The sequence below is a fragment of the Tardiphaga sp. vice304 genome (assembly GCF_007018905.1).
In the GTDB taxonomy this organism is placed as follows: Bacteria; Pseudomonadota; Alphaproteobacteria; order Rhizobiales; family Xanthobacteraceae; genus Tardiphaga.
This window is the reverse complement of the sequence record NZ_CP041402.1, coordinates 992,675-1,012,688: the sequence shown is the minus strand read 5'-3', so window position 1 is coordinate 1,012,688 and position 20,014 is coordinate 992,675. Positions and strand designations below refer to the sequence as shown.

General features: G+C 64.6%; 19 protein-coding genes and 2 pseudogenes. 5 read left to right on the top strand and 16 right to left on the bottom strand.

Annotated features, from left to right (window positions below):
* Window positions 1-73: 73 nt before the first annotated feature.
* On the top strand, window positions 74-1,099 hold the full coding sequence (locus FNL56_RS04835) for a KpsF/GutQ family sugar-phosphate isomerase (RefSeq protein ID WP_143571833.1): 1,026 nt from the start codon (window positions 74-76) through the stop codon (window positions 1,097-1,099).
* A gap of 59 nt (window positions 1,100-1,158) precedes the next feature.
* Here the strand turns inward: FNL56_RS04835 and FNL56_RS04830 are convergent.
* From FNL56_RS04830 to FNL56_RS04805, 6 genes and pseudogenes are all read right to left on the bottom strand, one after another.
* A pseudogene (locus tag FNL56_RS04830) lies at window positions 1,159-1,594 on the bottom strand (NfeD family protein).
* Between the two features lie 114 nt (window positions 1,595-1,708).
* Window positions 1,709-2,696, bottom strand: a pseudogene (locus FNL56_RS04825) (SPFH domain-containing protein).
* 225 nt (window positions 2,697-2,921) lie between these two features.
* Complete coding sequence (hemH, locus tag FNL56_RS04820) at window positions 2,922-3,959, bottom strand: ferrochelatase (protein ID WP_143571831.1); 1,038 nt, start codon at window positions 3,957-3,959, stop codon at window positions 2,922-2,924.
* 58 nt (window positions 3,960-4,017) lie between these two features.
* Entirely contained in the window at window positions 4,018-5,115 is a 1,098-nt protein-coding gene (locus tag FNL56_RS04815; RefSeq protein ID WP_246660861.1) for a nickel/cobalt transporter, read from the bottom strand.
* Window positions 5,116-5,198: 83 nt separating this feature from the next.
* The gene (locus FNL56_RS04810) at window positions 5,199-5,894 is read right to left on the bottom strand and encodes a DUF1007 family protein (protein ID WP_441351292.1); all 696 of its coding nucleotides are present in this window, start codon (window positions 5,892-5,894) and stop codon (window positions 5,199-5,201) included.
* Between the two features lie 159 nt (window positions 5,895-6,053).
* Window positions 6,054-8,141 (bottom strand): M3 family metallopeptidase, encoded by a 2,088-nt coding sequence (locus FNL56_RS04805; RefSeq protein WP_143571828.1) that lies wholly within the window; start codon window positions 8,139-8,141, stop codon window positions 6,054-6,056.
* A gap of 130 nt (window positions 8,142-8,271) precedes the next feature.
* Between FNL56_RS04805 and FNL56_RS04800 the strand changes: the two genes are divergently transcribed.
* From FNL56_RS04800 to FNL56_RS04780, 4 genes are all read left to right on the top strand, one after another.
* The gene (locus tag FNL56_RS04800; protein WP_143571827.1) at window positions 8,272-8,523 is read left to right on the top strand and encodes a hypothetical protein; all 252 of its coding nucleotides are present in this window, start codon (window positions 8,272-8,274) and stop codon (window positions 8,521-8,523) included.
* A gap of 731 nt (window positions 8,524-9,254) precedes the next feature.
* Window positions 9,255-10,397 (top strand): type III PLP-dependent enzyme, encoded by a 1,143-nt coding sequence (locus tag FNL56_RS04790; RefSeq protein WP_143571826.1) that lies wholly within the window; start codon window positions 9,255-9,257, stop codon window positions 10,395-10,397.
* A 113-nt stretch (window positions 10,398-10,510) separates the two neighbouring features.
* Window positions 10,511-10,900 carry a RidA family protein gene (locus FNL56_RS04785; RefSeq protein ID WP_143571825.1) on the top strand — a complete coding sequence of 130 codons (390 nt, stop codon included), beginning with the start codon at window positions 10,511-10,513 and terminating at the stop codon, window positions 10,898-10,900.
* A 71-nt stretch (window positions 10,901-10,971) separates the two neighbouring features.
* The gene (locus tag FNL56_RS04780) at window positions 10,972-12,414 is read left to right on the top strand and encodes a homospermidine synthase (protein WP_143571824.1); all 1,443 of its coding nucleotides are present in this window, start codon (window positions 10,972-10,974) and stop codon (window positions 12,412-12,414) included.
* 182 nt (window positions 12,415-12,596) lie between these two features.
* Here FNL56_RS04780 and FNL56_RS04775 read toward each other — a convergent pair whose 3' ends face one another.
* The 10 genes from FNL56_RS04775 to FNL56_RS04735 all read right to left on the bottom strand — a co-directional run bounded on the left by FNL56_RS04775 (window position 12,597) and on the right by FNL56_RS04735 (window position 19,937).
* Window positions 12,597-12,929, bottom strand: a complete 333-nt coding sequence (locus FNL56_RS04775) for a hypothetical protein (protein WP_143571823.1) — start codon at window positions 12,927-12,929, stop codon at window positions 12,597-12,599.
* 89 nt (window positions 12,930-13,018) lie between these two features.
* Window positions 13,019-13,735 carry an MgtC/SapB family protein gene (locus tag FNL56_RS04770; protein ID WP_143571822.1) on the bottom strand — a complete coding sequence of 239 codons (717 nt, stop codon included), beginning with the start codon at window positions 13,733-13,735 and terminating at the stop codon, window positions 13,019-13,021.
* A 69-nt stretch (window positions 13,736-13,804) separates the two neighbouring features.
* Window positions 13,805-14,821, bottom strand: coding sequence for a WD40 repeat domain-containing protein (locus tag FNL56_RS04765; protein WP_168202857.1), 1,017 nt, complete (start codon window positions 14,819-14,821; stop codon window positions 13,805-13,807).
* Window positions 14,821-15,858, bottom strand: coding sequence for a CobW family GTP-binding protein (locus tag FNL56_RS04760; RefSeq protein ID WP_143571821.1), 1,038 nt, complete (start codon window positions 15,856-15,858; stop codon window positions 14,821-14,823). The genes FNL56_RS04765 and FNL56_RS04760 overlap by 1 nt, the downstream gene beginning before the upstream one ends.
* Before the next feature lie 50 nt (window positions 15,859-15,908).
* The gene (locus FNL56_RS04755; RefSeq protein WP_143581803.1) at window positions 15,909-16,787 is read right to left on the bottom strand and encodes a metal ABC transporter substrate-binding protein; all 879 of its coding nucleotides are present in this window, start codon (window positions 16,785-16,787) and stop codon (window positions 15,909-15,911) included.
* Between the two features lie 8 nt (window positions 16,788-16,795).
* Window positions 16,796-17,665 carry a metal ABC transporter permease gene (locus FNL56_RS04750; RefSeq protein ID WP_143576019.1) on the bottom strand — a complete coding sequence of 290 codons (870 nt, stop codon included), beginning with the start codon at window positions 17,663-17,665 and terminating at the stop codon, window positions 16,796-16,798.
* Window positions 17,665-18,423, bottom strand: coding sequence for a metal ABC transporter ATP-binding protein (locus tag FNL56_RS04745; protein ID WP_143571819.1), 759 nt, complete (start codon window positions 18,421-18,423; stop codon window positions 17,665-17,667). The genes FNL56_RS04750 and FNL56_RS04745 overlap by 1 nt, the downstream gene beginning before the upstream one ends.
* On the bottom strand, window positions 18,423-18,599 hold the full coding sequence (locus FNL56_RS27570) for a hypothetical protein (RefSeq protein ID WP_210245464.1): 177 nt from the start codon (window positions 18,597-18,599) through the stop codon (window positions 18,423-18,425). The genes FNL56_RS04745 and FNL56_RS27570 overlap by 1 nt, the downstream gene beginning before the upstream one ends.
* A gap of 84 nt (window positions 18,600-18,683) precedes the next feature.
* Complete coding sequence (gene crcB, locus FNL56_RS04740; protein ID WP_246661504.1) at window positions 18,684-19,091, bottom strand: fluoride efflux transporter CrcB; 408 nt, start codon at window positions 19,089-19,091, stop codon at window positions 18,684-18,686.
* A gap of 243 nt (window positions 19,092-19,334) precedes the next feature.
* The gene (locus FNL56_RS04735; RefSeq protein ID WP_143571818.1) at window positions 19,335-19,937 is read right to left on the bottom strand and encodes a superoxide dismutase; all 603 of its coding nucleotides are present in this window, start codon (window positions 19,935-19,937) and stop codon (window positions 19,335-19,337) included.
* Window positions 19,938-20,014: the final 77 nt, after the last annotated feature.

Below are 20,014 nucleotides of genomic sequence, written 5' to 3'. Positions count from 1 at the left end.
GCCTGCTTGTTTCGCCAGCGCGCGCCGGTCGTGCTAGAATATCGCAGAAATCGACGACCGGGACACCAGACTGATGGCACTCTCCACCCAGGCAACCGCCCCCATGACCGACCAGGCGATCCCGGCCCAAGCTGACCAGGCCATCGCCTCGGCGCTGCGCACGCTGGAGGCAGAGGCCGGCGGCGTCGCCGCGCTGGCGGCGGCCCTGCAGTCGGACAAGCTCGGCGCCGCCTTCATCGCTGCGGCCGAGTTGATCCGCCACGCCCGCGGCCGGCTGATCATTACCGGCCTCGGCAAATCCGGCCATATCGGCCGCAAGATCGCCGCGACCTTCGCCTCGACGGGGACGCCGGCCTTCTTCGTTCACGCCGCCGAAGCCAGCCATGGCGACCTCGGCATGATCACCGCCGACGACGTCATCATGGCGCTGTCATGGTCCGGCGAGCAGCCGGAAATGAAGAACCTCGTCACCTACGCCAAACGCTTCAAGATCGGCATCATCGCGATGACCTCGGACCCGGGCTCGACGCTGGCGCAGGCCGCCGATGTCGCGCTGAACCTGCCGAAAGCGCGCGAGGCCTGCCCGCATAATCTGGCGCCGACCACCTCGTCGCTGATGATGCTGGCGATGGGCGACGCGCTCTCGATCGCGCTGCTGGAAGGCCGCGGCTTTACCTCGGTGGACTTTTCGGTACTGCACCCCGGCGGCAAGCTCGGCGCGATGCTGAAATATACCCGCGACCTGATGCATGCGGGCCCGGCCGTGCCGCTGAAGCCGCTCGGCACCAAGATGTCGGACGCGCTGGTGGAGATGTCCTCGAAGGGCTTTGGCTGCGTCGGCATCATCGACAGCAACGGCCACGTCGTCGGAATCGTCACCGACGGCGATTTGCGCCGCCACATGCGGGCCGACCTGATGACCGTGTCGGTCGACGAGGTGATGACGAAGAATCCCAAGACCATCAGCCGCGACCTGCTCGCGCTGGAAGCGCTGGAGATGCTGAACTCGGCGAAGATCACCGCGCTGCTGGTGACCGACGCCAGGAAGCCGATCGGCATCGTGCACCTGCACGACCTGCTGCGCGCGGGCGTGGCTTAGTCACACATGGTCATTCCGGGGCGCGAGGGCATGGCCAGAGCGAACCCGGAAGGACAGTTCTAGAGCACTGCCACCGTCAGGCGGACGCCTTCGGCCTTGACGATCTGGACCCGCGCACCGACCGGCGCATCGGGACCAAAGATGCGCCAGAACGTATCGTCGACCCGCAACCGGCCCTCGCCGTCGACGATCGGCTTGTCCAGCGTGAACTCGCGGCCGATCAGCGCCTCGCCGCGCTTGTTGAGCCTGTTGGAGCCCAGCTTCGGCTGCGACGCGCCCCGCCAAAGCGGCACCGCGGCCACCGCCGCCAGCGCGAACATCAGGATCTGCGCCTGCCAGGAAAGCTCCGTCGCAAACGACAATCCGCCGACGATCATCGCCGCCAGCCCGAGCCAGAACAGGAACACGCCGGGAGCCAACAGCTCCAGCCCCCATCAGGACCGCGCTGAGGATCAGCCAGGACCACGGCCCCAGAGAGGAAAACGTCTCGATCATCATGGCAGTCCTTGCATCGGGTCAGCGGGTCTTAGGCTGGCAATCAAGCCGCGGCAACAAGGACCAGCCACGTCGACCGGCCGCTTGACGCGCCGGCTTTCAGGCGATGGGACCTCAGCGCTGTGGCGTCGTGGGCACCGGGCCGACATTCGGCACCGAGCCGCGCTTGGCGGCCTGCGCCGCGGTCGCGCTGTCGCCGAACGTCGCCTTGGCAATTTCGCCGATCCCGGCCAATGACCCCAGCACGCCCAGCCTCGATCGGCAGCATGATGATCTTCTGGTTCGGCGAGTCGGCGATCTGGCCGAACGCCTTGATGTATTTGTCGGCGATGAAATAGTTCAGCGCCGCGACGTCGCCGCTGGCGATCGCGTTGGAGACCATCTCGGTCGCCTTGGCCTCGGCTTCGGCGGCGCGCTCGCGCGCCTGTGCGTCGAAGAAGGCGGCCTCGCGGCGGCCTTCGGCCTGCAGGATCTGGCCCTGTTTGGCCCCTTCGGCACGAAGGATCTCCGACTGCCGCTGGCCTTCCGCCTGCAGGATGTCCGCGCGCTTGACGCGCTCGGCCTTCATCTGCCGGCCCATCGCCTCGACCAGATCGGCCGGCGGCACGATGTCCTTGATCTCGATACGGTTGACCTTGAGGCCCCATGGCGACACCGCGGCATCGACCACGCGCAACAGCCGCTCGTTGATCTCGTCGCGATGCGACAGCACCTGGTCGAGATCCATCGCGCCCATCACCGAACGGATGTTGGTCATGGTCAGCACCACGATCGCCTGCGTCAGGTCGGAGACCTCGTAGCTCGCCTTGGCGGCATCGAACACCTGGTAGAATGCGACGCCATCGACGGTGACGGTGGCGTTGTCCTTGGTGATGACTTCCTGCTCCGGGATGTTGATCACCTGCTCCATCACATTGACCTTGCGGCCGACGCGATCGAAATACGGGATGATCAGATTGAGCCCCGGCGACAGCGTGCGGGTGAACTTGCCGAACCGCTCGATGGTCCAGTCATAGCCCTGCGGCACGGTCTTCACGCCGGCGAACAGCGTGAGAATGATCAGCACGACCACGGCAATGGCGAAAATATCGAAACCGGTCATTGAAATCTCCAGGGGGCGAAAATGCGTCTGGATCCGAGCATAGCAGCGTCAGCCGGGAAAAGCGCTTGCCGCAAATGTCACCGTCATCCTGAGGTGCCGAGCGAAGCGAGGCCTCGAAGGATGCGCCGCAAGCGCTGAACACGCATCCTTCGAGGCTCGCCTAAGTCGGCGAGCACCTCAGGATGACGGCGGAGCGTGCGGCCGCAGCCGCCGTAAGCAGCCCGCTTAAATCCAGCCCTTGAGCTCGCGCAGTACCAGTTCGCGGATCACGTCCATGCCGGGCTCGCTGTCGTTGAGACAGGGGACCGCAGAAAAATGCTCGCCGCCATTGCCTTCGAAGATCTCGCAGTTCTCCTGCGAGATCTCTTCCAGCGTCTCCAGGCAATCCGCCGAAAAGCCCGGCATCACCACGACGAGGCGCTTGAGGCCGTCCTTGGCGAGGCGCTCGATGGTCTTGTCGGTATAGGGCTTCAGCCACTGGTCGAAGCCGAAGCGCGACTGGAAGGTCAGCATCAGCCGCGGCGCATTCGGCCCCAGGCGACGCCGCAGCGCCTCGGTCGTGGCGATGCATTGCGTCTGGTAGGGGTCGCCCTTGTCGATGTATTTCTGCGGCATGCCGTGGAACGACGCCACGATCAGTTCGGGCACGAAATCCAGAGTCGCGATGTGGCTCTCGATCGAGACCGCCAGCGCGTTGATGTAGTCCGGCTCGTCGAAATACGGCGGCGTCACCCGCAGCGTCGGCTGCGCGCGCATCTCGGCCAGCACGTTGAACACCTCGTCGCACACCGTGGCGGAGGTCGCCGCGGAATATTGCGGATACAGCGGCACCACCAGGATGCGGTCGCAGCCCTGCGCCGTCAGCGCCGCGATGCGCGAGCGGATCGACGGATTGCCGTAGCGCATCGCCCAGTCCACCGTGATTCGCGTGTGTCCGGCCAGGGCCGCGGCAAGCTTGTCGGACTGGTTGCGGGTGATGGTCTTGAGCGGCGACTCGTTGAGATCGGTATTCCAGATCTTCAGGTAGTCCTTGGCCTTGCGTTGCGGCCGGGTGGTCAGGATTATGCCGTTCAGCACCAGCTTCCAGATCAGCCCCTGATCCTCGATCACACGTCGATCCGACAGGAACTCGCGCAGATAGACGCGGACGCCACGGGCATCGGCCGTATCGGGCGTGCCGAGATTGACCAGCAGCACGCCGACGCGGTCCGGCGACTTGTCGATGGAAACCGCGGGCCGCTCGATTGCAACAACATTCGTCATGATATCAAAGGCTTCGCGCGTTGGCCGAACCTTGTCAAGACAGGCGCCGGCGGAGGGTTCAGAAACACGTGACGCGTTCGGTAGCCACATAGCCCAGCAACAGGCCGATGCCAAACAGGAACACCAGCCCTGCGGCACCGAATTCGAGCCCGCGCATCATCAGGGCACCGCGGCCCTCCCGGCCCGCGGCGAGGCGCCGCGCCAGGCCCTTGGCCGTCACGGCGATGACGGCAATGCTGGCCACGGTGATGGCGGTCCCCAGGCCCATGACGAAGGCGGCGGCGATGCCGGCCCAGAACATGCCCTGCGCCAGCGCGAACACCAGTACCAGAATCGCGCCGGAACAGGGCCGCATGCCGACCGCGACAATCGCCGACAGCCCGCGCGTCCAGCCGCCGGGGCCGGCAAGCTGGTCCGGCGTCGGACCATGCGAATGGCCGCAATGCTCGTCGTGGACGTGGGCATGGCCATGCGCGGCCGGCTCGGCATGTGCCGTATGGGCAGGTGCGTGGTCGTGACCATGGTGGTGATCATGGCCGTGATGATCGTGATGGGACGCACCGGCATGAGCGATGGCGAGTTCCGGCGTGAGCGCGGCCAGCGACGGACGCCAGGCCCGCAACAGGCCACGCCCCTTGCTCCACACCAGCCGGGCGCCGAATGCCGCGATCAGCACATAGCTGGCGATCTCGATGATGCGCTCGGTGCCGCACATCGTCTTGGCGGTGACGTTGAGCAGCCAGGCCCCGATGCCGACGATCAGCACCGCCACCAGTGCCTGCATCAGCGCGGAGACGAACGACAGCGCGATGCCGCGCAAGGCGGTTTCCTCGTTGGCGATCAAATAGGACGAGATCACCGCCTTGCCGTGGCCGGGACCGGCGGCGTGGAAGATGCCGTAGGCGAACGAGATGAAGAGCAGCGTCCACACCGCGCTGCCGTCGGTCTTCGCGGCCCGGATCGTGGCGGACATCTCGCGGTAGAATTCGGATTGCTTGGTCAAGAGCCAGCCGATGATGCCGCCAACCTGCGAATCCGGCGCGGCTTTCGGAGCGCCGAACGGATTCTGGGCAAGGGCGGTGTGCAGGGAGGCGTCGGTAAGCACGGCGACGACAAGAGCAGCGCATGTAAAAATCAAGACGATGTGCCGCGTCATAGCTGCGCTTTCCTCCCCCTCCAGCGGAGGGTAAGCAAGGTCCAGCCCGTGACTCAGCAAGAGTTTCCCTCGCCTCCACAAGCTCATGGGCAGTCCACCGTGATCTTGTTGGCGAACATGGCGCCGAAATTGCCGCCGGCGGCGCCGTCCATGAAATTCTCCTCGCCGAGCTTCTTCGCGGCGGGGGCGGCGTCGCTCGGGCGTTCGATCACGACAGCGCAGTTTGCCGGCGCGCCGACCAGCCGGATCGGATCTTTCTTCTCCAGGCCGAAATCGACGAAGAAGGACGGGTCGTAGATTTCCAGCGCCAGTTGCCTCGCCTTGAACGGCGTCTTGAACGGCATGGTGAAATGCAGCACCAGCGCGCCGTCCTTCTGCTCGAGGTAGTAATCGACCGGATCGAGAAAGCGCTGCTTCTTGCTGCCCTCGGTCTTGGCGAAGGTGAAGAAGCCGAACTCCTTCAGCGATTCCACATTGGTCTGGGCCAGCGGCGCCAGTTCCTCGCGGGTGAAGACGCCCTTGGTCTTGGACTCGATGCCCTGCAGCGCATAGGTCGAGAACATGTCGTCGAACTTCCAGGCATGGCGCACACCGGTGATGCTGCCGTCGGCAGCGTAGATCAACTCGCTGGAAGCCGTGACCCAGACGTGGGGATGCGCGGCAGCGGGGGTGAGGGAGCCGGCGAAGGCCACCAGTAATGCAAGCAGCCCGAGCACGCGAAGCCTGAGCGTCGCGGCAAAACCTTTCCACGAGTCATCCCCGCGCACGCGGGGGTCCATCCACGCTGTCATCATGTTCGTCCGTTTGGTCAGTGGCATCGCGTCAACAATCCCGACGGAGGATATGGGTCCCCGCTTTCGCGGGGACGACATGGTGAGAGGGCGCAGCGGCACAGGCGCGTCTTCGTTCAAACAGCAAGTGCGCTGCCGTTAGCCGCCTCACGCCGCCTCCGGCTCCAGCAGCCCGCGCCGACGCAACAGCGCGTCCGGCGCCGGCGGGCGGCCGCGGAACGCGATATAGGCCTGTTCGGGATCGACGGAGCCGCCGGACGAATAGATATCGTCGAGCAGACGTTTCGATACCGCGGGGTCGAAAATGTTGCCGGCCTCCTCGAACGCGCCGAAGGCGTCGGCGTCCATTACTTCGGACCACATGTAGCTGTAATAGCCCGAGGCATAGTGATCGCCGGAGAAGATGTGGCCGAACTGGGTCGGCCGGTGCCGCAGCGCGATTTCCGCGGGCATGCCGATCTTCTCAAGCTCCTTCTTCTCGAACGCCGCGACATCCGTGCTGGCCGAGGCCGGCTGGGTGTGGAATTCGAGATCGATCAGCGCCGACGACACGAATTCCACCGTGGCAAAGCTCTGGCCGAATTTTCGCGCGGCAATGAAGCGCTGCAGGAGATCGTCCGGCAACGGCTCGCCGGTCTGGTAGTGCGTTGCGAACTGCCTGAGCACCTGCGGCTGCTCCTGCCAGTGCTCGTAGAGCTGCGACGGCAGTTCGACGAAGTCGGTGAACACCGAGGTGCCGGACAGCGAGGGATAGGTCACGTTCGACATCATGCCGTGCAGGCCATGACCGAATTCATGGAACAGCGTGCGGGCGTCGTCCGGCGACAGCAGCGAGGGCTGGCCGTCGGTGCCCTTGGAGAAGTTGCAGACATTCAGGATCAACGGCGCGATGTCGCCGTCGAGCTTCTGCTGGTCGCGTAGCGAGGTCATCCAGGCGCCGGAGCGCTTCGAGGGCCGGGCATAGTAGTCGCCGTAGAACAGCGCCTTGTGCTTTCCATCGGCGTCCTTGACCTCCCAGACGCGCACGTCGGGATGCCACACCGGGACATCGCGGCGCTCCTCGAAGGTGACGCCGAACAATTTGGTCGCGGTGTCGAACGAGGCGGCGATCATGTTGTCGAGCGCGAGATAGGGCTTGATCGCGGCGTCGTCGAAATTGGCGCGGCGCTGCCGCAGCTTCTCGGCGTAGAAGCGCCAGTCCCACGCGGCGAGCTGGAAATTGCCGCCCTCCTCGGCGATCAATTCCTGCAGCGCGTCGCGGTCGGCGAGCGCGCGCTCCCGCGCCGGCTTCCAGACCCGCTCCAGCAGGCCACGCACGGCCTCCGGCGTCTTCGCCATCGAATCCTCGAGACGATAGGCAGCGAAGGTCGGGAAGCCGAGCAGCCTGGCGGATTCTTCGCGCAGCTTGAGGATTTCGACGATGGTCGCGTTGTTGTCGTTGGCGTTGCCGTTGTTGCCGCGCTCGATGAAGGCCTTGTAGGCTTTTTCGCGCAGGTCGCGCCGGGTCGAACTCTTCAGGAACGGCTCCATCGAGGAACGCGAGGTGGTGATGATGGCCTTCCCCGCCATGCCCCTGTCTTCGGCCGCGGCCTTCGCGGCGGCGACAAAGCTTGCCGGCAGGCCGGCGGTGTCGTTCTCGCCTAGCTCCATGCACCATCCCTGTTCGTCGGCAAGCAGATGGTGACTGAACGAGGTGCCGAGCGACGCCAGGCGTTCGTTGATCTCCGCCATCCGCGCCTTGGCCACCTCGTCGAGGCCGGCGCCGGAGCGGTGGAAGCGGTTGTAGCTGCGCTCCAGCAGGCGCATCTGCTCGGACGTCAGACCCAGTTCGGCGCGGTTGTCGTGCAGCGCGGCGATGCGGCCAAACAGCACGGCATTCATCATGATCGGGTTCCAGTGCCGCGCCATCCGCAGCGACACTTCGGTATCGATCGCCAGCAGCGCCGGGTTGGAATGCGCCGAGACCAGATCGTAGAACACCGAAGCGACGCGCCCGAGCAGCTTGCCGGCGCGCTCCAGCGCGATGATGGTGTTGGCGAAGTCCGGCGCCGAATTGTCGTTGACGATGGCCGAGATCTCCGCTGCGTGGTCGAAAAACGCCTGCTCGAACGCCGGCATGAAGTGCTCGGGCGTGATCTCGGCGAAAGGCGGGGTCTCGAACGGGGTCGTCCACGGGCGCAGCAGCGGATTGTCGAGCGCGTGAGGGGTGGCCACGGAGTTCAAGCTGTCTGACATCATAAATCCTGATTTGCCGCGCTTTTTACGTGCGGCATCTATACCATGCCGTGAGGCTTTTTTGGGCCCTTTAGCGCTTGCCGCAGCGGGCTTTTTCGGAGAGATTGCGGCCCGCAAAAGGACTTTCAACATGACCACCTCCCCTGCCCCCCGCCGGATCTACTGGCCCAGCGTCATCACCGTGATTTCGGCCGCGATCCTGATCGGTGCCGAGGTGTTCGGCGCGGCGTTCGCGGGTGGCTGGGCGCTGTCGATCCTGTTTGGGCTGTCGACCACCGGCGAGCACATCCTGCAGGTGGCGCTGTTCCTCGGGGGCGTCGTCATCATGGCGGCTTTCATGCGCAACGCAGCACGCATCGAGCCGTTCACAAGGCGGGGATGAGTAGCTCGCTTCCTTCCTTCTCCCCTTGTGGGAGAAGGTGGCGCGGACGAAGTCCGCGTCGGATGAGGGGGCGCAGCAGAGCACTACCCCTCACACTCCTGCGTCAAAAAGCTCCTACTTCCTTTCATCTGACTTAACGTTCGTTCATGTTCGCCGCCTGGCTGCGTCATGTTTGCAACGCTTCGCCGCCTCATCGAGCAAAATGGTCGCGGCCCTCAAGAAAATTCTTGCGCCCCCCACCCAAACACCCTAATTGCAATCTTGCCCAATTTCGCACGTGCCTGTGGTCGTGTGTCAGTCGGTAGGTATCCGGACAAGAGGCCGGACAGCCGCCAAGGGACAAGGAAGCCGAGGGTCACCGGGTCGCAAGATCGGGAGGCCAGCATCTCTCTCCAGGGATGCCGATGAAGGTGACCTTGATCCTTGCAACCGTGACTGGCAGCCGGAGGCGAACCGGCGCACCTCGTTCTCAACGGGGGACGCGACTTAAAGCAACGACGGATCGGGCTTTTTTGGTCTCTGCTGGCTTTCCATCAGCCAGCGCGAATACCGAAGAGGCTTGTCCTTCATTGCCAGGTGTGCGGTAGGGTAACACCCGACCAATCCACGGCAGCACTTACGGTCTGTACTTTCGGCTTTGCCGCGCCTCCATCGCGCGTCGTTGCCCGAAAGCGCTGAACCGTCATCATTTTTTGGACGCGACCCGTCGCTGGGCCGTCCGGGAGAGTGCTATGACCGAACGTATCCAGGAATTCCTCCGCGCCCGCCGTACCGAAGGCAGCGATATCGAGCCCTGCCTGGTCGTCGATCTCGATGTCGTGCGCGAGAACTTTCACAGCTTCGCCAAGGCGCTGCCGGACAGCCGGGTGTTCTACGCGGTGAAGGCCAATCCGGCGCCGGAAGTGCTGTCGCTGCTGGCATCATTGGGCTCGTGCTTCGACTGCGCCTCGGTGCAGGAGATCCAGATGGCGCTCGACGCCGGCGCGACCCCTGAGCGCATCTCGTTCGGCAACACCATCAAGAAGGAACGCGACATCGCGCGCGCCCATGCGCTGGGCATCGCGCTGTTCTCGGTCGACTGCGCGCCCGAGGTCGAGAAGATCGCGCGCGCCGCGCCCGGCGCCCGCGTGTTCTGCCGCATTCTCTACGATTGCGCCGGCGCCGAGTGGCCGCTGTCGCGCAAATTCGGCTGCGATCCGGAAATGGCCGTCGACGTGCTCGAACTCGCCAAGCGTCTTGGCCTCGAGCCCTATGGCATCTCGTTCCATGTCGGCTCGCAGCAGCGCAAGGTGAAGGCGTGGGACCGCGCGCTGGCGATGGCGTCGAGCGTGTTCCGCGACTGTGCGGAGCGTGGCATCAACCTCTCCATGGTCAACATGGGCGGCGGATTCCCGACCAAGTACCTGAAGGAAGTCCCGGCGGTCGTGCAGTACGGCCGTTCGATCTTCCGTGCGCTGCGCAAGCACTTCGGCAACGCGATCCCGGAGACCATCATCGAGCCGGGTCGCGGCATGGTCGGCAATGCCGGCATCATCGAAACCGAAGTCGTTCTGATCTCGAAGAAGAGCGACGAGGACGAGGTGCGTTGGGTCTATCTCGACATCGGCAAGTTCGGCGGTCTCGCCGAGACGATGGACGAGTCGATCCGCTACGCCATCAAGTCGCGCCACGATGGCGCCGAGATGACGCCCTGCGTGCTCGCCGGCCCGACCTGCGATTCCGCCGACGTGATGTACGAGAAGCTGCCCTACCCGCTGCCGGTGACGCTGGAGATCGGCGACAAGCTGCTGATCGAAGGTACCGGCGCCTACACGTCGACCTATTCGGCCGTGGCGTTCAACGGCTTCCCGCCCTTGCGCACCTTCCACATCTGAGCGCTCTTCCTTCCCTCTCCCGCCCTGCGGGGGAGGGTGAAGCGAGCACGCCCGGCTTGATTTGCCGGCCAATACACGGCATTGCGGGGCCTGTTCATTTCGAGGGCCCCGCAATGACCCGCCGCCTGATTTCCACCGGATCGCCTTTCGAGAAAGCCGGCGGCTACAGCCGCGCAGTGGTCGACGGCGACTTCGCGTTCGTTTCCGGCACCACCGGCTACGATTACACCACCATGGTGATGCCGGCCGATGTCACGGCGCAGACACAGAACTGCTTCAAGACCATTGGCGCCGCGCTGACGGAAGCCGGTTTCGAAATGGCCGACATCGTGCGCGCGACCTATTACATCACCGACCGCGCCGACGCGGACGCGGTGTTCGCGGTCACCGGCGCGCATTTCGGCGAGATCCGGCCGGCATCCGCCATCCTCGTCGTGGCCGGCCTGTTGAAGCCGGAAATGAAAGTCGAAATCGAAGTGACGGCGAAGCGGCGCTCGACCTGAACCTTTCCACCCCCACGAACGGCGCGGCTTGTGTCCGCCGTCTCGTCCATTGACTGTCTGGAGCTACCTGAATGACCACCCCCTGGCCGATCTACGCAAAAATCACCGGACCTATCGTGATGGTCGGCTTCGGCTCGATCGGCAAAGGCACGCTGCCTTTGATCGAACGCCACCTCGACTATGACAAGTCGCGCGTTACCGTGATCGATCCCAAGGACGAGGGCCGCAAGGCGCATTGCGAGAAGCAGAACGTGCGCTTCATCCAGCAGGGCGTCACCAAAGAGAACTATCGCGAGCTGCTGACGCCGCTGCTGACCGAAGGCGGCGGCCAGGGCTTCTGCGTCAACCTGTCGGTCGATACCGGCTCGAAGGACATCATGGAGCTCTGCAACGAGCTCGGCGCGCTCTACATCGACACCGTCAACGAGCCCTGGCTCGGTTTCTATTTCGACGCATCAAAAGGCCCGGAAGCGCGCTCCAACTACGCTTTGCGTGAAGCCACGCTGGCCGCCAAGAACGCGCGCGCCCCGGGTTCGACGACGGCCGTGTCGTGCTGCGGCGCCAATCCCGGCATGGTGTCGTTCTTCGCCAAGCAGGCGCTCTTGAACGTCGCCGCCGACCTGCAGCTCAATGCGCCCGAGCCAAAGACCAAGGCGGAGTGGGCCGACCTGATGCGCCAGTGCGGCGTCAAGGGCATCCACATCGCCGAGCGCGACACCCAGCGCTCGAAGAAGCCGAAAGAGCCGGACGTGTTCGTCAACACCTGGTCGGTCGAAGGCTTCCTGTCGGAAGGCGTGCAGCCGTCCGAACTGGGCTGGGGCACCCATGAAAAATGGATGCCGGAGAACGCGCACACGCATCAGACCGGCTGCGGTGCGGCGATCTATCTGATGCAGCCCGGCGCCGATACGCGCGTGCGCACCTGGTGCCCGACGCGCGGACCGCAATACGGCTTCCTCGTCACCCACAACGAGTCGATCTCGATCTCGGATTATTTCACGGTGCGTGATGCGTCGGGCAAGGCCGTGTACCGGCCGACCTGCCACTATGCCTATCACCCCGCGGATGACGCGGTGCTGTCGCTGCATGAGCTGTTCGGCCGCGCCGCCAAGATGCAGGAGAAGCACCACATCCTCGACGAGAACGAGATCGTCGACGGCATCGACGAACTCGGCGTGCTGCTCTACGGCCACGGCAAGAACGCCTACTGGTTCGGCTCGCAGCTCTCCATCGAGGAGACCCGCGAGTTGGCACCTTACCAGAACGCCACCGGCCTGCAGGTGACCTCCGCCGTGCTCGGCGGCATGGTGTGGGCGCTGGAGCACCCGAAAGAAGGCATCGTCGAAGCCGACGAGATGGATTTCCATCGCCTGCTGGAGATCCAGGGTCCCTATCTCGGCCCGGTGAAGGGCTACTACACCGACTGGACCCCGCTGGAAGGCCGCCCCGGCCTGTTCCCGGAAGACATCGACACCAGCGATCCCTGGCAGTTCAAGAACGTCCTGGTGCGCTGACACCAAGCCGTCATTTGGGGATGCAGCGGTCGGCGAAGCCGGCCGTTGCCTCCCGGAACTTCATGATGTTGACCGTCGCATGTCGAGATACCCCGCCGCTCCGATGAGAGCGGCTGGAGTTCGCTTGAGCTGGTGCGCTCGCGCCCGGGAATGACAACTTCGGTCCAGAAACCGCGTAACGTTTATTTGGTCGAAATCGGCGGCGCCATTTTTTCGGCCGGTGACGGCGGCAGAGCCGGCGTGGCACCCGCCTTTTGCGCGTCGGCATCCGGTTGCGCCGGCTGCGGCGGGATTTCCTGCGGGCGGGCGCCGGTGGTCGCAGGCTCTGCCGGCTCCGATGGCTTGCTGGCGGCGCCGGGGGTCGATTGCAGCGGCTGGGTGGCCTGCGCCATTTGCGCGTGCTCCGGGGCGAGCTGCGCCAGCGAGGCGGCGGAAATGCCTAGCCCGGCCACGACCATGGCGCCGGCCAGCCACAGGTCGTTGCGGTATGCGCGTTTTCGACGGGTTGCGATCATGATTGCCACCTCATTTATGTCGGTGGTCAACGGATGCGGAACTTCATGGTTCCGTTGTCATCACGACGCGGCCAGCAACGCGGCGCCGCTCAGTCCTTGGTGCTGACTTCCCAGGTCGCATGGCCCACGCCGGAGCGGCGCTGCAGGTCGGCGACGACGACGTCGAGTTCGCGGGGGTCGATCGCGGTCGAGACCAGCATGGCGGTGATTTCCTGCTGATCGTCGCCGAGATCAACGACGTCGATATTGGCCACCGGATAATTCGCCGCCTCCAGCCGCTCCACCAGATATTCGCGCAGCCCGGCCAAAGCCTGGTCGGATACGGTCAGCTTGAAATAATACGTCGCCTCGGATGATTTCTCGTCGAGCGGCGCGCGGTTGATGGCGTTGACCAGCGGCCGCAGCAGCGTGTTGCCGGCCAGCACGAAAACCGTCAGCGCCAGCGCCTGCGCGATCATGTCGGCGCCGGCGCAGCTGCCGACCGCGGCCGAGCACCACAGCGTCGCCGCGGTGTTGAGGCCGCGCACATTGGTGCCTTCCTTCATGATGACGCCGGCGCCGAGAAAGCCGATGCCGGAGACGACATAGGCAATGACGCGCACGGCGCCGTCGGATCCGGCGAGCTGCATCGCAAGATCGACAAAGGCCGCCGCGCCGACCGCCACCAGCACATTGGTCCGCAACCCCGCGGTGCGCTGCCGGTACTGCCGCTCGGCCCCGATCAGCGTGCCGAGAACGAACGCAGTCGTCAGGCTAAGCAGCGTGTCGAGGAAATCGAGGGTCTGGAACGTGGCGAGGAAGCGCATGGCGTGTCATGGCGGCAAGAGGTGACAGAAAAATGACGGGCCCGCGATGCGCGATCGGATGCTCGCAGTTCAGATTTCCAGCAACCCGGCATCTCCGGTCTGGTCGGCGAAGGCCAGCAGCGTGCCCTTCGCGTTCCAGGCCAGCGCGGTGACCGGCTCGCCCTTGTTGGCACGGACCAGGATCTCGGCGCCGTCGGTCATCCGCACCATCAGGATGGTGCCGTCGCTATAGCCGCAGGCGAGAATATCCTGCTTGGGATGGCAGGCGACCATCGTCACCTTGGCCTTGAGCGGCGCCAGCATGCCGGGCTCCTTGCCCATCGGGCCGTCCTTGCTGGCGAACGGCCAGACGATCACGCTGTCGGCGCCGGAGGTCGCGAGCCCCTTGCCGCCCGCGCTCCACGACACCGAGCGCACCCGCGCGGGGTAGCCGGTCATTCGCATGTGCTTGCTGTCGGCCAGCCGCCAGCCGTGCAGCGCCGGCTCATGCATCGCGGTGACCAGAAACTTGTTGTCCGGGCTGAAGGTGACCGCCAGATGCGACCCCGCCCATTCCAGCACTTCGGGCTTTGCCGCCATGTTGGGAAACCACAGCGTCACGCCGTTGTAATGCGCGATGCCGAGCCGCAGCCCCTTCGGCGCAAACGCCACGCCGCCGACGGTGGAGGGCACGTCGAGCGACTTCACCTCGCCCTTGGCGCTGCGGACGAAGGCGGTCTTGCCGGCCGACCACGCCACCGCGCCGTCGGGATGCAAAGCGACATTGTCAATCCAGCGCCGCTTGGCGTCGGTCGCGAGCAGCGTGACGTCGCCGTTGCGGTTCAGTTCGACGAGCTTGCCGTCGTCGCCGCCGATCAGCAGGCGCTGGTCGTCGGCGGCGGTGCACAGGATGCCACCATTATGCACAGCGACGGCGCGCTGGCCGAGCTCATCGACCAGCCAGACATTCTCTTCCGCACCGACGAACGCCGCCTTGTCGCCGAGAAAATGCACGGCGACGACTGCGCCGTCGATCGTGACCGGGCGCACGCGGTCGGTGACCGAGACGATGGATGCCTGCTCCTGCAGCGGATCGAAGTCGGACATCAGGCCGGGATCACGTTGGCGAAGCCGTCGCGGATCGCCTGCTCGGGCAGGTCGCGCCCGATGAAGACGAGGCGGCTTTCGCGCTTCTCGCCGTCCTTCCATGGTCGCTGGTGGTCGCCTTCCAGCATCATGTGGACGCCCTGGAAGACGTATCGCTCGGCATCGTTGACGAAGGAAACGATGCCTTTGGAGCGCAACATCTTACCGCCCTCCGCCGCCACCAGGCCCTGCAGCCAGGGCAGGAAGGTGGTCGGGTCGAGCGCCTTGTCGGTGCGCAGCGACAGCGATTGCATGTCCTCGTCGTGATAGTGCTTCACGCCGCCATGATCGTGGCCGTGGTGATGGTCGTGGCCATGATGATCATGGTCATGCGCGTCGCCGGCTTCGAGAAACTCCGGCTCGATTTCGAGGATGCGGTCGAGATCGAAGGCGCCCTGCTCCAGCACGTCGGACAGCTTGACCTGCGCGCGCTCGGTGCGATGCAGCTTGGCGTAGGGGTTGATGGCGCGGATGCGGGCCTCGACTTCGGCGAGCTCGGGCTTCGACACCAGATCGATCTTGTTGAGCACGATGACGTCGGCGAAGGCGATCTGGTTCTTGGCCTCCGGCGCGTCCTTGAGCCGCTCACTCAGCCATTTGGCATCGGCCACCGTCACCACCGCGTCGAGGCGGGTGTGCAGTTGCACGTCCTCGTCGACGAAGAAGGTCTGCGCGACGGGGGCGGGATCGGCGAGGCCGGTGGTCTCCAGGATGATGGCGTCGAACTTGCCCTTGCGCTTCATCAGACCGTCGAGGATGCGCACCAGGTCGCCGCGCACGGTGCAGCAGACGCAGCCGTTGTTCATCTCGAACACTTCTTCGTCGGCGCCGATGATCAGATCATTGTCGATGCCGATCTCGCCGAACTCGTTGACGATGACGGCGTATTTCTTGCCGTGGTTTTCCGACAGGATGCGGTTCAAGAGCGTGGTCTTGCCGGCGCCGAGATAGCCGGTCAGCACGGTCACGGGAATTTTGGCGGCGGTCGTTTCAGACATGATTTCTCCGGGTATCGGCAGCGCGCCGGCGGCAGGGATGCCCCGCGCTCCTAGTTCAGCGTGCTCGTCAGCGCCTTTATATTGTGCCTGACCATATCAATGTAAGTGGGCGCGTCGCCGTTTTCCGCGGTCAGGCTGTCGGAATACAGCGTTCCGCCGATCTTCGCGCCGGTGTCGGCGGCGATCCGGCGCATCAAGCGGGGGTCGCTGATGTTTTCGAGGAACACCGCGGGGATTTTGGCGGTTTTGATCTGGGTGATGATCTTCGCCAGATCCTGCGCGCTGGGCTCGGAATCGGTCGAAACGCCCTGTGGCGCCACGAACGCGATGCCGTACTCGTCAGAGAGATAGCCGAATGCGTCATGGCTGGAGATGACCTGTCGGCGGGCAACGGGAATCGCCGCCACGGCCGACCGGACCTCGGCATCGAGTGTATCGAGTTTCGCCAGATAGGCCGTTGTGTTGGCCCGGTACGCCGCGGCGCCCGAAGGATCGACGGCGACCAGCGCCTCGCGGATATTGCTGACATAACCCTTCACATTGATCACGGACTGCCAGGCATGCGGATCGGCCTTGTTGTTGATGTCGCGCTCGGCGATGCCGTCGGAGGCCGTAACGATCACCGCCTGCCCGCCGGCGGATTTCACCAGTCGCGGCAGCCAGCCTTCAAAACCCAGCCCGTTGACGACAACGAGTTTGGCATCGGTGATCTTCCTGGCGTCCTGCGGCGACGGCGTATAGACGTGCGTGTCGCCGTTGGGACCGACCAAGATAGCGACGTTGACGCGGTCGCCACCGACGTTTTTGACGAGATCGCCGAGGATCGAGAAACTGGCGACGACATCGATTTTTTGCTGCGCGAACGGAGCGGTAACCGACGCGAGAAAAAGCGCCAGAGTCACAATCGTCGATATACCGAGACGCCGCATGATGGCTCCTACGCTTCCAGATGCCGGCCGGGGAACAGTTGTCGCACGAGTCCGCTGACGCTGCCGAACAGCACCGAGAATACATAGAGCGCCGCGGCGACCAGAATCACTGCCGGGCCGGACGGCACCTTGGTCTGGAACGACAGCACCAGGCCGAGATAGCCCGACAGCATCGCGCTCGCCACCGCGATCAGCATCATGCCGGTGATGTCGCGCGACCAGAACCGCGCGATGCCCGCCGGCAGCACCATCAGCCCGACGGCCAGCAGCGTGCCGAGCGCGTGGAAGCCGTTGACCAGGTTGATGACGACGAGCGCGAGAAAGGCCAGATGCGCCGGCGCCCCGGCGCGACTCACCGTGCGCAGAAACACCGGGTCGACGCATTCGATGACCAGCGGGCGATAGATCACCGCCATCACCACCAGCGTGATGGTGGCGTTGAACGCAATCACCAGCAGCGTCTGGTCGTCCATCGCGAGAATATTGCCGAACAGCACATGCAGCAGATCAATATTGGTGCCGTTCATCGAGACGATGGTGACGCCCAGCGCCAGCGACACCAGATAGAACGCCGCCAGCGAGGCGTCCTCCTTGATCTCCGTCACGCGCGAGACGAGGCCCGCCAGCAGCGCCACCGAGAAGCCGGCAATCAGCCCGCCAAAGGTCATTGCAAACAGATTGAGGCCGGAGACCAGAAAGCCCATCGCGGCGCCCGGCAGGATCGCATGCGCCATGGCATCGCCGACGAGGCTCATCCTTCGCAGCATCAGGAATACGCCGACCGGCGCGCCGCCGAGCGCCAGCGCCACCACGCCGGCCAGCGCGCGACGCATGAATTCGAAATCGACGAAGGGCGCGATCAGCGTGTCATAGATCATCACGCGGCCCGCGGCCGGGCTGCATCGACCACACAGGCGGAGGCGCCGTCATCGAATGCCTCGCACATGCGGCGCGCTTCGAGCTGGTTCTCCGCCGTCAACACCTGGGCGGTCGGCCCCCACGCCACTGCGCCGCGCGCCAGCAGCAGCGTCTCCGGAAAATTGTCGCGCACCAGATCCATGTCGTGCAGCGCCGCCAGCACGGTGCGCCGTTCGGCGTGCCAATGCCTGACAAGCCCGATCAGGTCGGCCGAGGTCTTGGCGTCGATCGCATTGAATGGCTCGTCGAGCACGATGACGCGGGCATCCTGCAGCAGCACGCGGGCGAACAGCATGCGCTGCGTCTGGCCGCCGGACAAAGTCCCGATGGTGCGGTTCTCGAAGCCGGTGAGACCGACCGCGCCGAGCGCCTGGCCGATCTGCTGCTGCGCTTTTTTGCCGAGGCCACCGAACAGGCCGGTCGAGCGCCACAGGCCGGTGCCGACGAAGTCGAATACCGAGATCGGAAAGCTGCGGTCGATATCGACGCTCTGCGGCAGATAGGCGATCTCGCGCGGGTTGAGCTGGCCCAGCCCGATGCTGCCGGCCAGCGGCTTGAGAATGCCGACAATGCCGCGAAACAGCGTCGATTTGCCGGCGCCGTTCGGCCCGACGACCGCCAGCAGTGCACCCGCCGCGATTTCACCGGTCAGATGGTGCACCGCCGGGTGGCGGTCATAGCCCAACGTGACATCGGAAAAGGTCAGTTCCGCGGCCATCAGCGCATCGCCATCAAAACGATTGCCCACATCAGCGCGCTGACCGCCAGCGCCAGGCCGAGGCGGGCCGGCAGCGCCAGGCGCAGGATCGACCATGGCGCCGGCTGCGCCGGATGCGGCGTCAGGGGATCATGCTGGTGCGAATGCGCGTGGGTATGGGAATGCGAATGGGCCATCGATACGCCTGGACAGACAGAACCGGCGACCAAAGCCGCCCTGCCCATTTGTTATATTATAACATCCCCCGTCGCAACATTCGTTCAAGCGAAATGCCGGACTAGGGCAAGACCGGCGAACAGGCCGGCAATTGCCAACACCACCGAGCCCAGTACGTAGAGCAGCGCCATCATCGTCTCGCCGCGCTCGTACAGCAGCGCGGCATCCAGCGAAAACGCCGAGAAGGTGGTGTAGCCGCCGAGGATACCGGTCATCAGGAACAGCCGCCACGGCTGCGACGCCTCGCCCTTGAAGGCGAGGTAGCCGGCGATCAGCCCCATGATGGTCGAGCCGGTGATGTTGATCAGGAAGGTACCCCAGGGAAACGCGGTGCCGAGGGCGCGGCCGGCGGCCATATTGACGGTGTGGCGCAAGGTCGAGCCGAGCCCGCCGCCGACAAAAACCAGAACGTAATTCAGCATGGTCTCACCAACCAATTTCCGCTTGCTCATCTAGCGCGTGGGGGCTCCTCCCCCCCCCTTGCGGGGAGGGGTCGGGGGTGGGGGTGCCGCGGGCGACGGCGCTTGTGGCACCCCCATCCCGGCCTCCACTTCCGACGATGCTATCGCACCGTCGTCGTTCGGCCGACCCTCCCCGCAAGGGGGAGGGAGGCCATCGGCGTCGTCGCATAACACTCGCAAAGCGAAAGGGCGGCAGCTTTCGCTACCGCCCCGATGTTCGCTGCGAAACCGGGCTTACGCGCCGGTCTTGCCGTACAATTCGTCGACATAGTCCCAATTGACCAGCGAATCCACGAACGCCTTCAAATAGTCCGGGCGGCGGTTGCGGTAGTCGATGTAGTAGGAGTGCTCCCAGACGTCGACGCCGAGGATCGGGGTCGCGCCGTGGACCAGCGGGCTTTCGCCGTTCGCGGTCTTGGAGATTTCCAGCTTGCCGTTCTTGACCGAGAGCCAAGCCCAGCCGGAGCCGAACTGGCCGACGCCTGCGGCGGCGAAGTCGGTCTTGAACTTCTCGAGACCGCCGAGATCCTCGGTGATCTTCTTCTCGAGACGGCCGGGCAGCTTATCGCCGCCGCCGTTCGGCTTCATCCAGCTCCAGAAATGCAGATGATTGTAGTGCTGGCCAGCATTGTTGAAGAGCGGGGCATTCTTGCCGAACGAACCCTTGACGATCTCTTCGAGGGGCTTGCCTTCGAATTCGGTGCCCTTGAGCAGGTTGTTGCCATTGGTCACGTAAGCCTGATGGTGCTTGTCGTGATGGAATTCCAGCGTTTCCTTCGACATATAAGGCGCGAGCGCGTCATAGGCGTAGGGCAGTTCGGGAAGCGTGAAGGTCATTGGGAATCGTCCACAAAATTGATGGGATACGAAGGCTAACGGGAACCATTATAGATGGTTCCATTATACTTGGACAT

Coding starts and splice junctions, on each gene's coding strand:
- hemH (WP_143571831.1), bottom strand. CDS start 3,959: ATGACGAATGTTGTTGCAATCGAGCGGCCCGCGGTTTCCATCGACAAG.
- FNL56_RS04780 (WP_143571824.1), top strand. CDS start 10,972: ATGACCACCCCCTGGCCGATCTACGCAAAAATCACCGGACCTATCGTG.
- FNL56_RS04745 (WP_143571819.1), bottom strand. CDS start 18,423: ATGGCCGCGGAACTGACCTTTTCCGATGTCACGTTGGGCTATGACCGC.
- FNL56_RS04735 (WP_143571818.1), bottom strand. CDS start 19,937: ATGACCTTCACGCTTCCCGAACTGCCCTACGCCTATGACGCGCTCGCG.
- FNL56_RS04810 (WP_441351292.1), bottom strand. CDS start 5,894: ATGGACCCCCGCGTGCGCGGGGATGACTCGTGGAAAGGTTTTGCCGCG.
- crcB (WP_246661504.1), bottom strand. CDS start 19,091: ATGAGCAAGCGGAAATTGGTTGGTGAGACCATGCTGAATTACGTTCTG.
- FNL56_RS04805 (WP_143571828.1), bottom strand. CDS start 8,141: ATGTCAGACAGCTTGAACTCCGTGGCCACCCCTCACGCGCTCGACAAT.
- FNL56_RS04760 (WP_143571821.1), bottom strand. CDS start 15,858: ATGTCTGAAACGACCGCCGCCAAAATTCCCGTGACCGTGCTGACCGGC.
- FNL56_RS04770 (WP_143571822.1), bottom strand. CDS start 13,735: ATGCGCTTCCTCGCCACGTTCCAGACCCTCGATTTCCTCGACACGCTG.
- FNL56_RS04815 (WP_246660861.1), bottom strand. CDS start 5,115: ATGACGCGGCACATCGTCTTGATTTTTACATGCGCTGCTCTTGTCGTC.
- FNL56_RS04835 (WP_143571833.1), top strand. CDS start 74: ATGGCACTCTCCACCCAGGCAACCGCCCCCATGACCGACCAGGCGATC.
- FNL56_RS04775 (WP_143571823.1), bottom strand. CDS start 12,929: ATGATCGCAACCCGTCGAAAACGCGCATACCGCAACGACCTGTGGCTG.
- FNL56_RS04765 (WP_168202857.1), bottom strand. CDS start 14,821: ATGTCCGACTTCGATCCGCTGCAGGAGCAGGCATCCATCGTCTCGGTC.
- FNL56_RS04755 (WP_143581803.1), bottom strand. CDS start 16,787: ATGCGGCGTCTCGGTATATCGACGATTGTGACTCTGGCGCTTTTTCTC.
- FNL56_RS04750 (WP_143576019.1), bottom strand. CDS start 17,665: ATGATCTATGACACGCTGATCGCGCCCTTCGTCGATTTCGAATTCATG.
- FNL56_RS04800 (WP_143571827.1), top strand. CDS start 8,272: ATGACCACCTCCCCTGCCCCCCGCCGGATCTACTGGCCCAGCGTCATC.
- FNL56_RS04790 (WP_143571826.1), top strand. CDS start 9,255: ATGACCGAACGTATCCAGGAATTCCTCCGCGCCCGCCGTACCGAAGGC.
- FNL56_RS04785 (WP_143571825.1), top strand. CDS start 10,511: ATGACCCGCCGCCTGATTTCCACCGGATCGCCTTTCGAGAAAGCCGGC.
- FNL56_RS27570 (WP_210245464.1), bottom strand. CDS start 18,599: ATGGCCCATTCGCATTCCCATACCCACGCGCATTCGCACCAGCATGAT.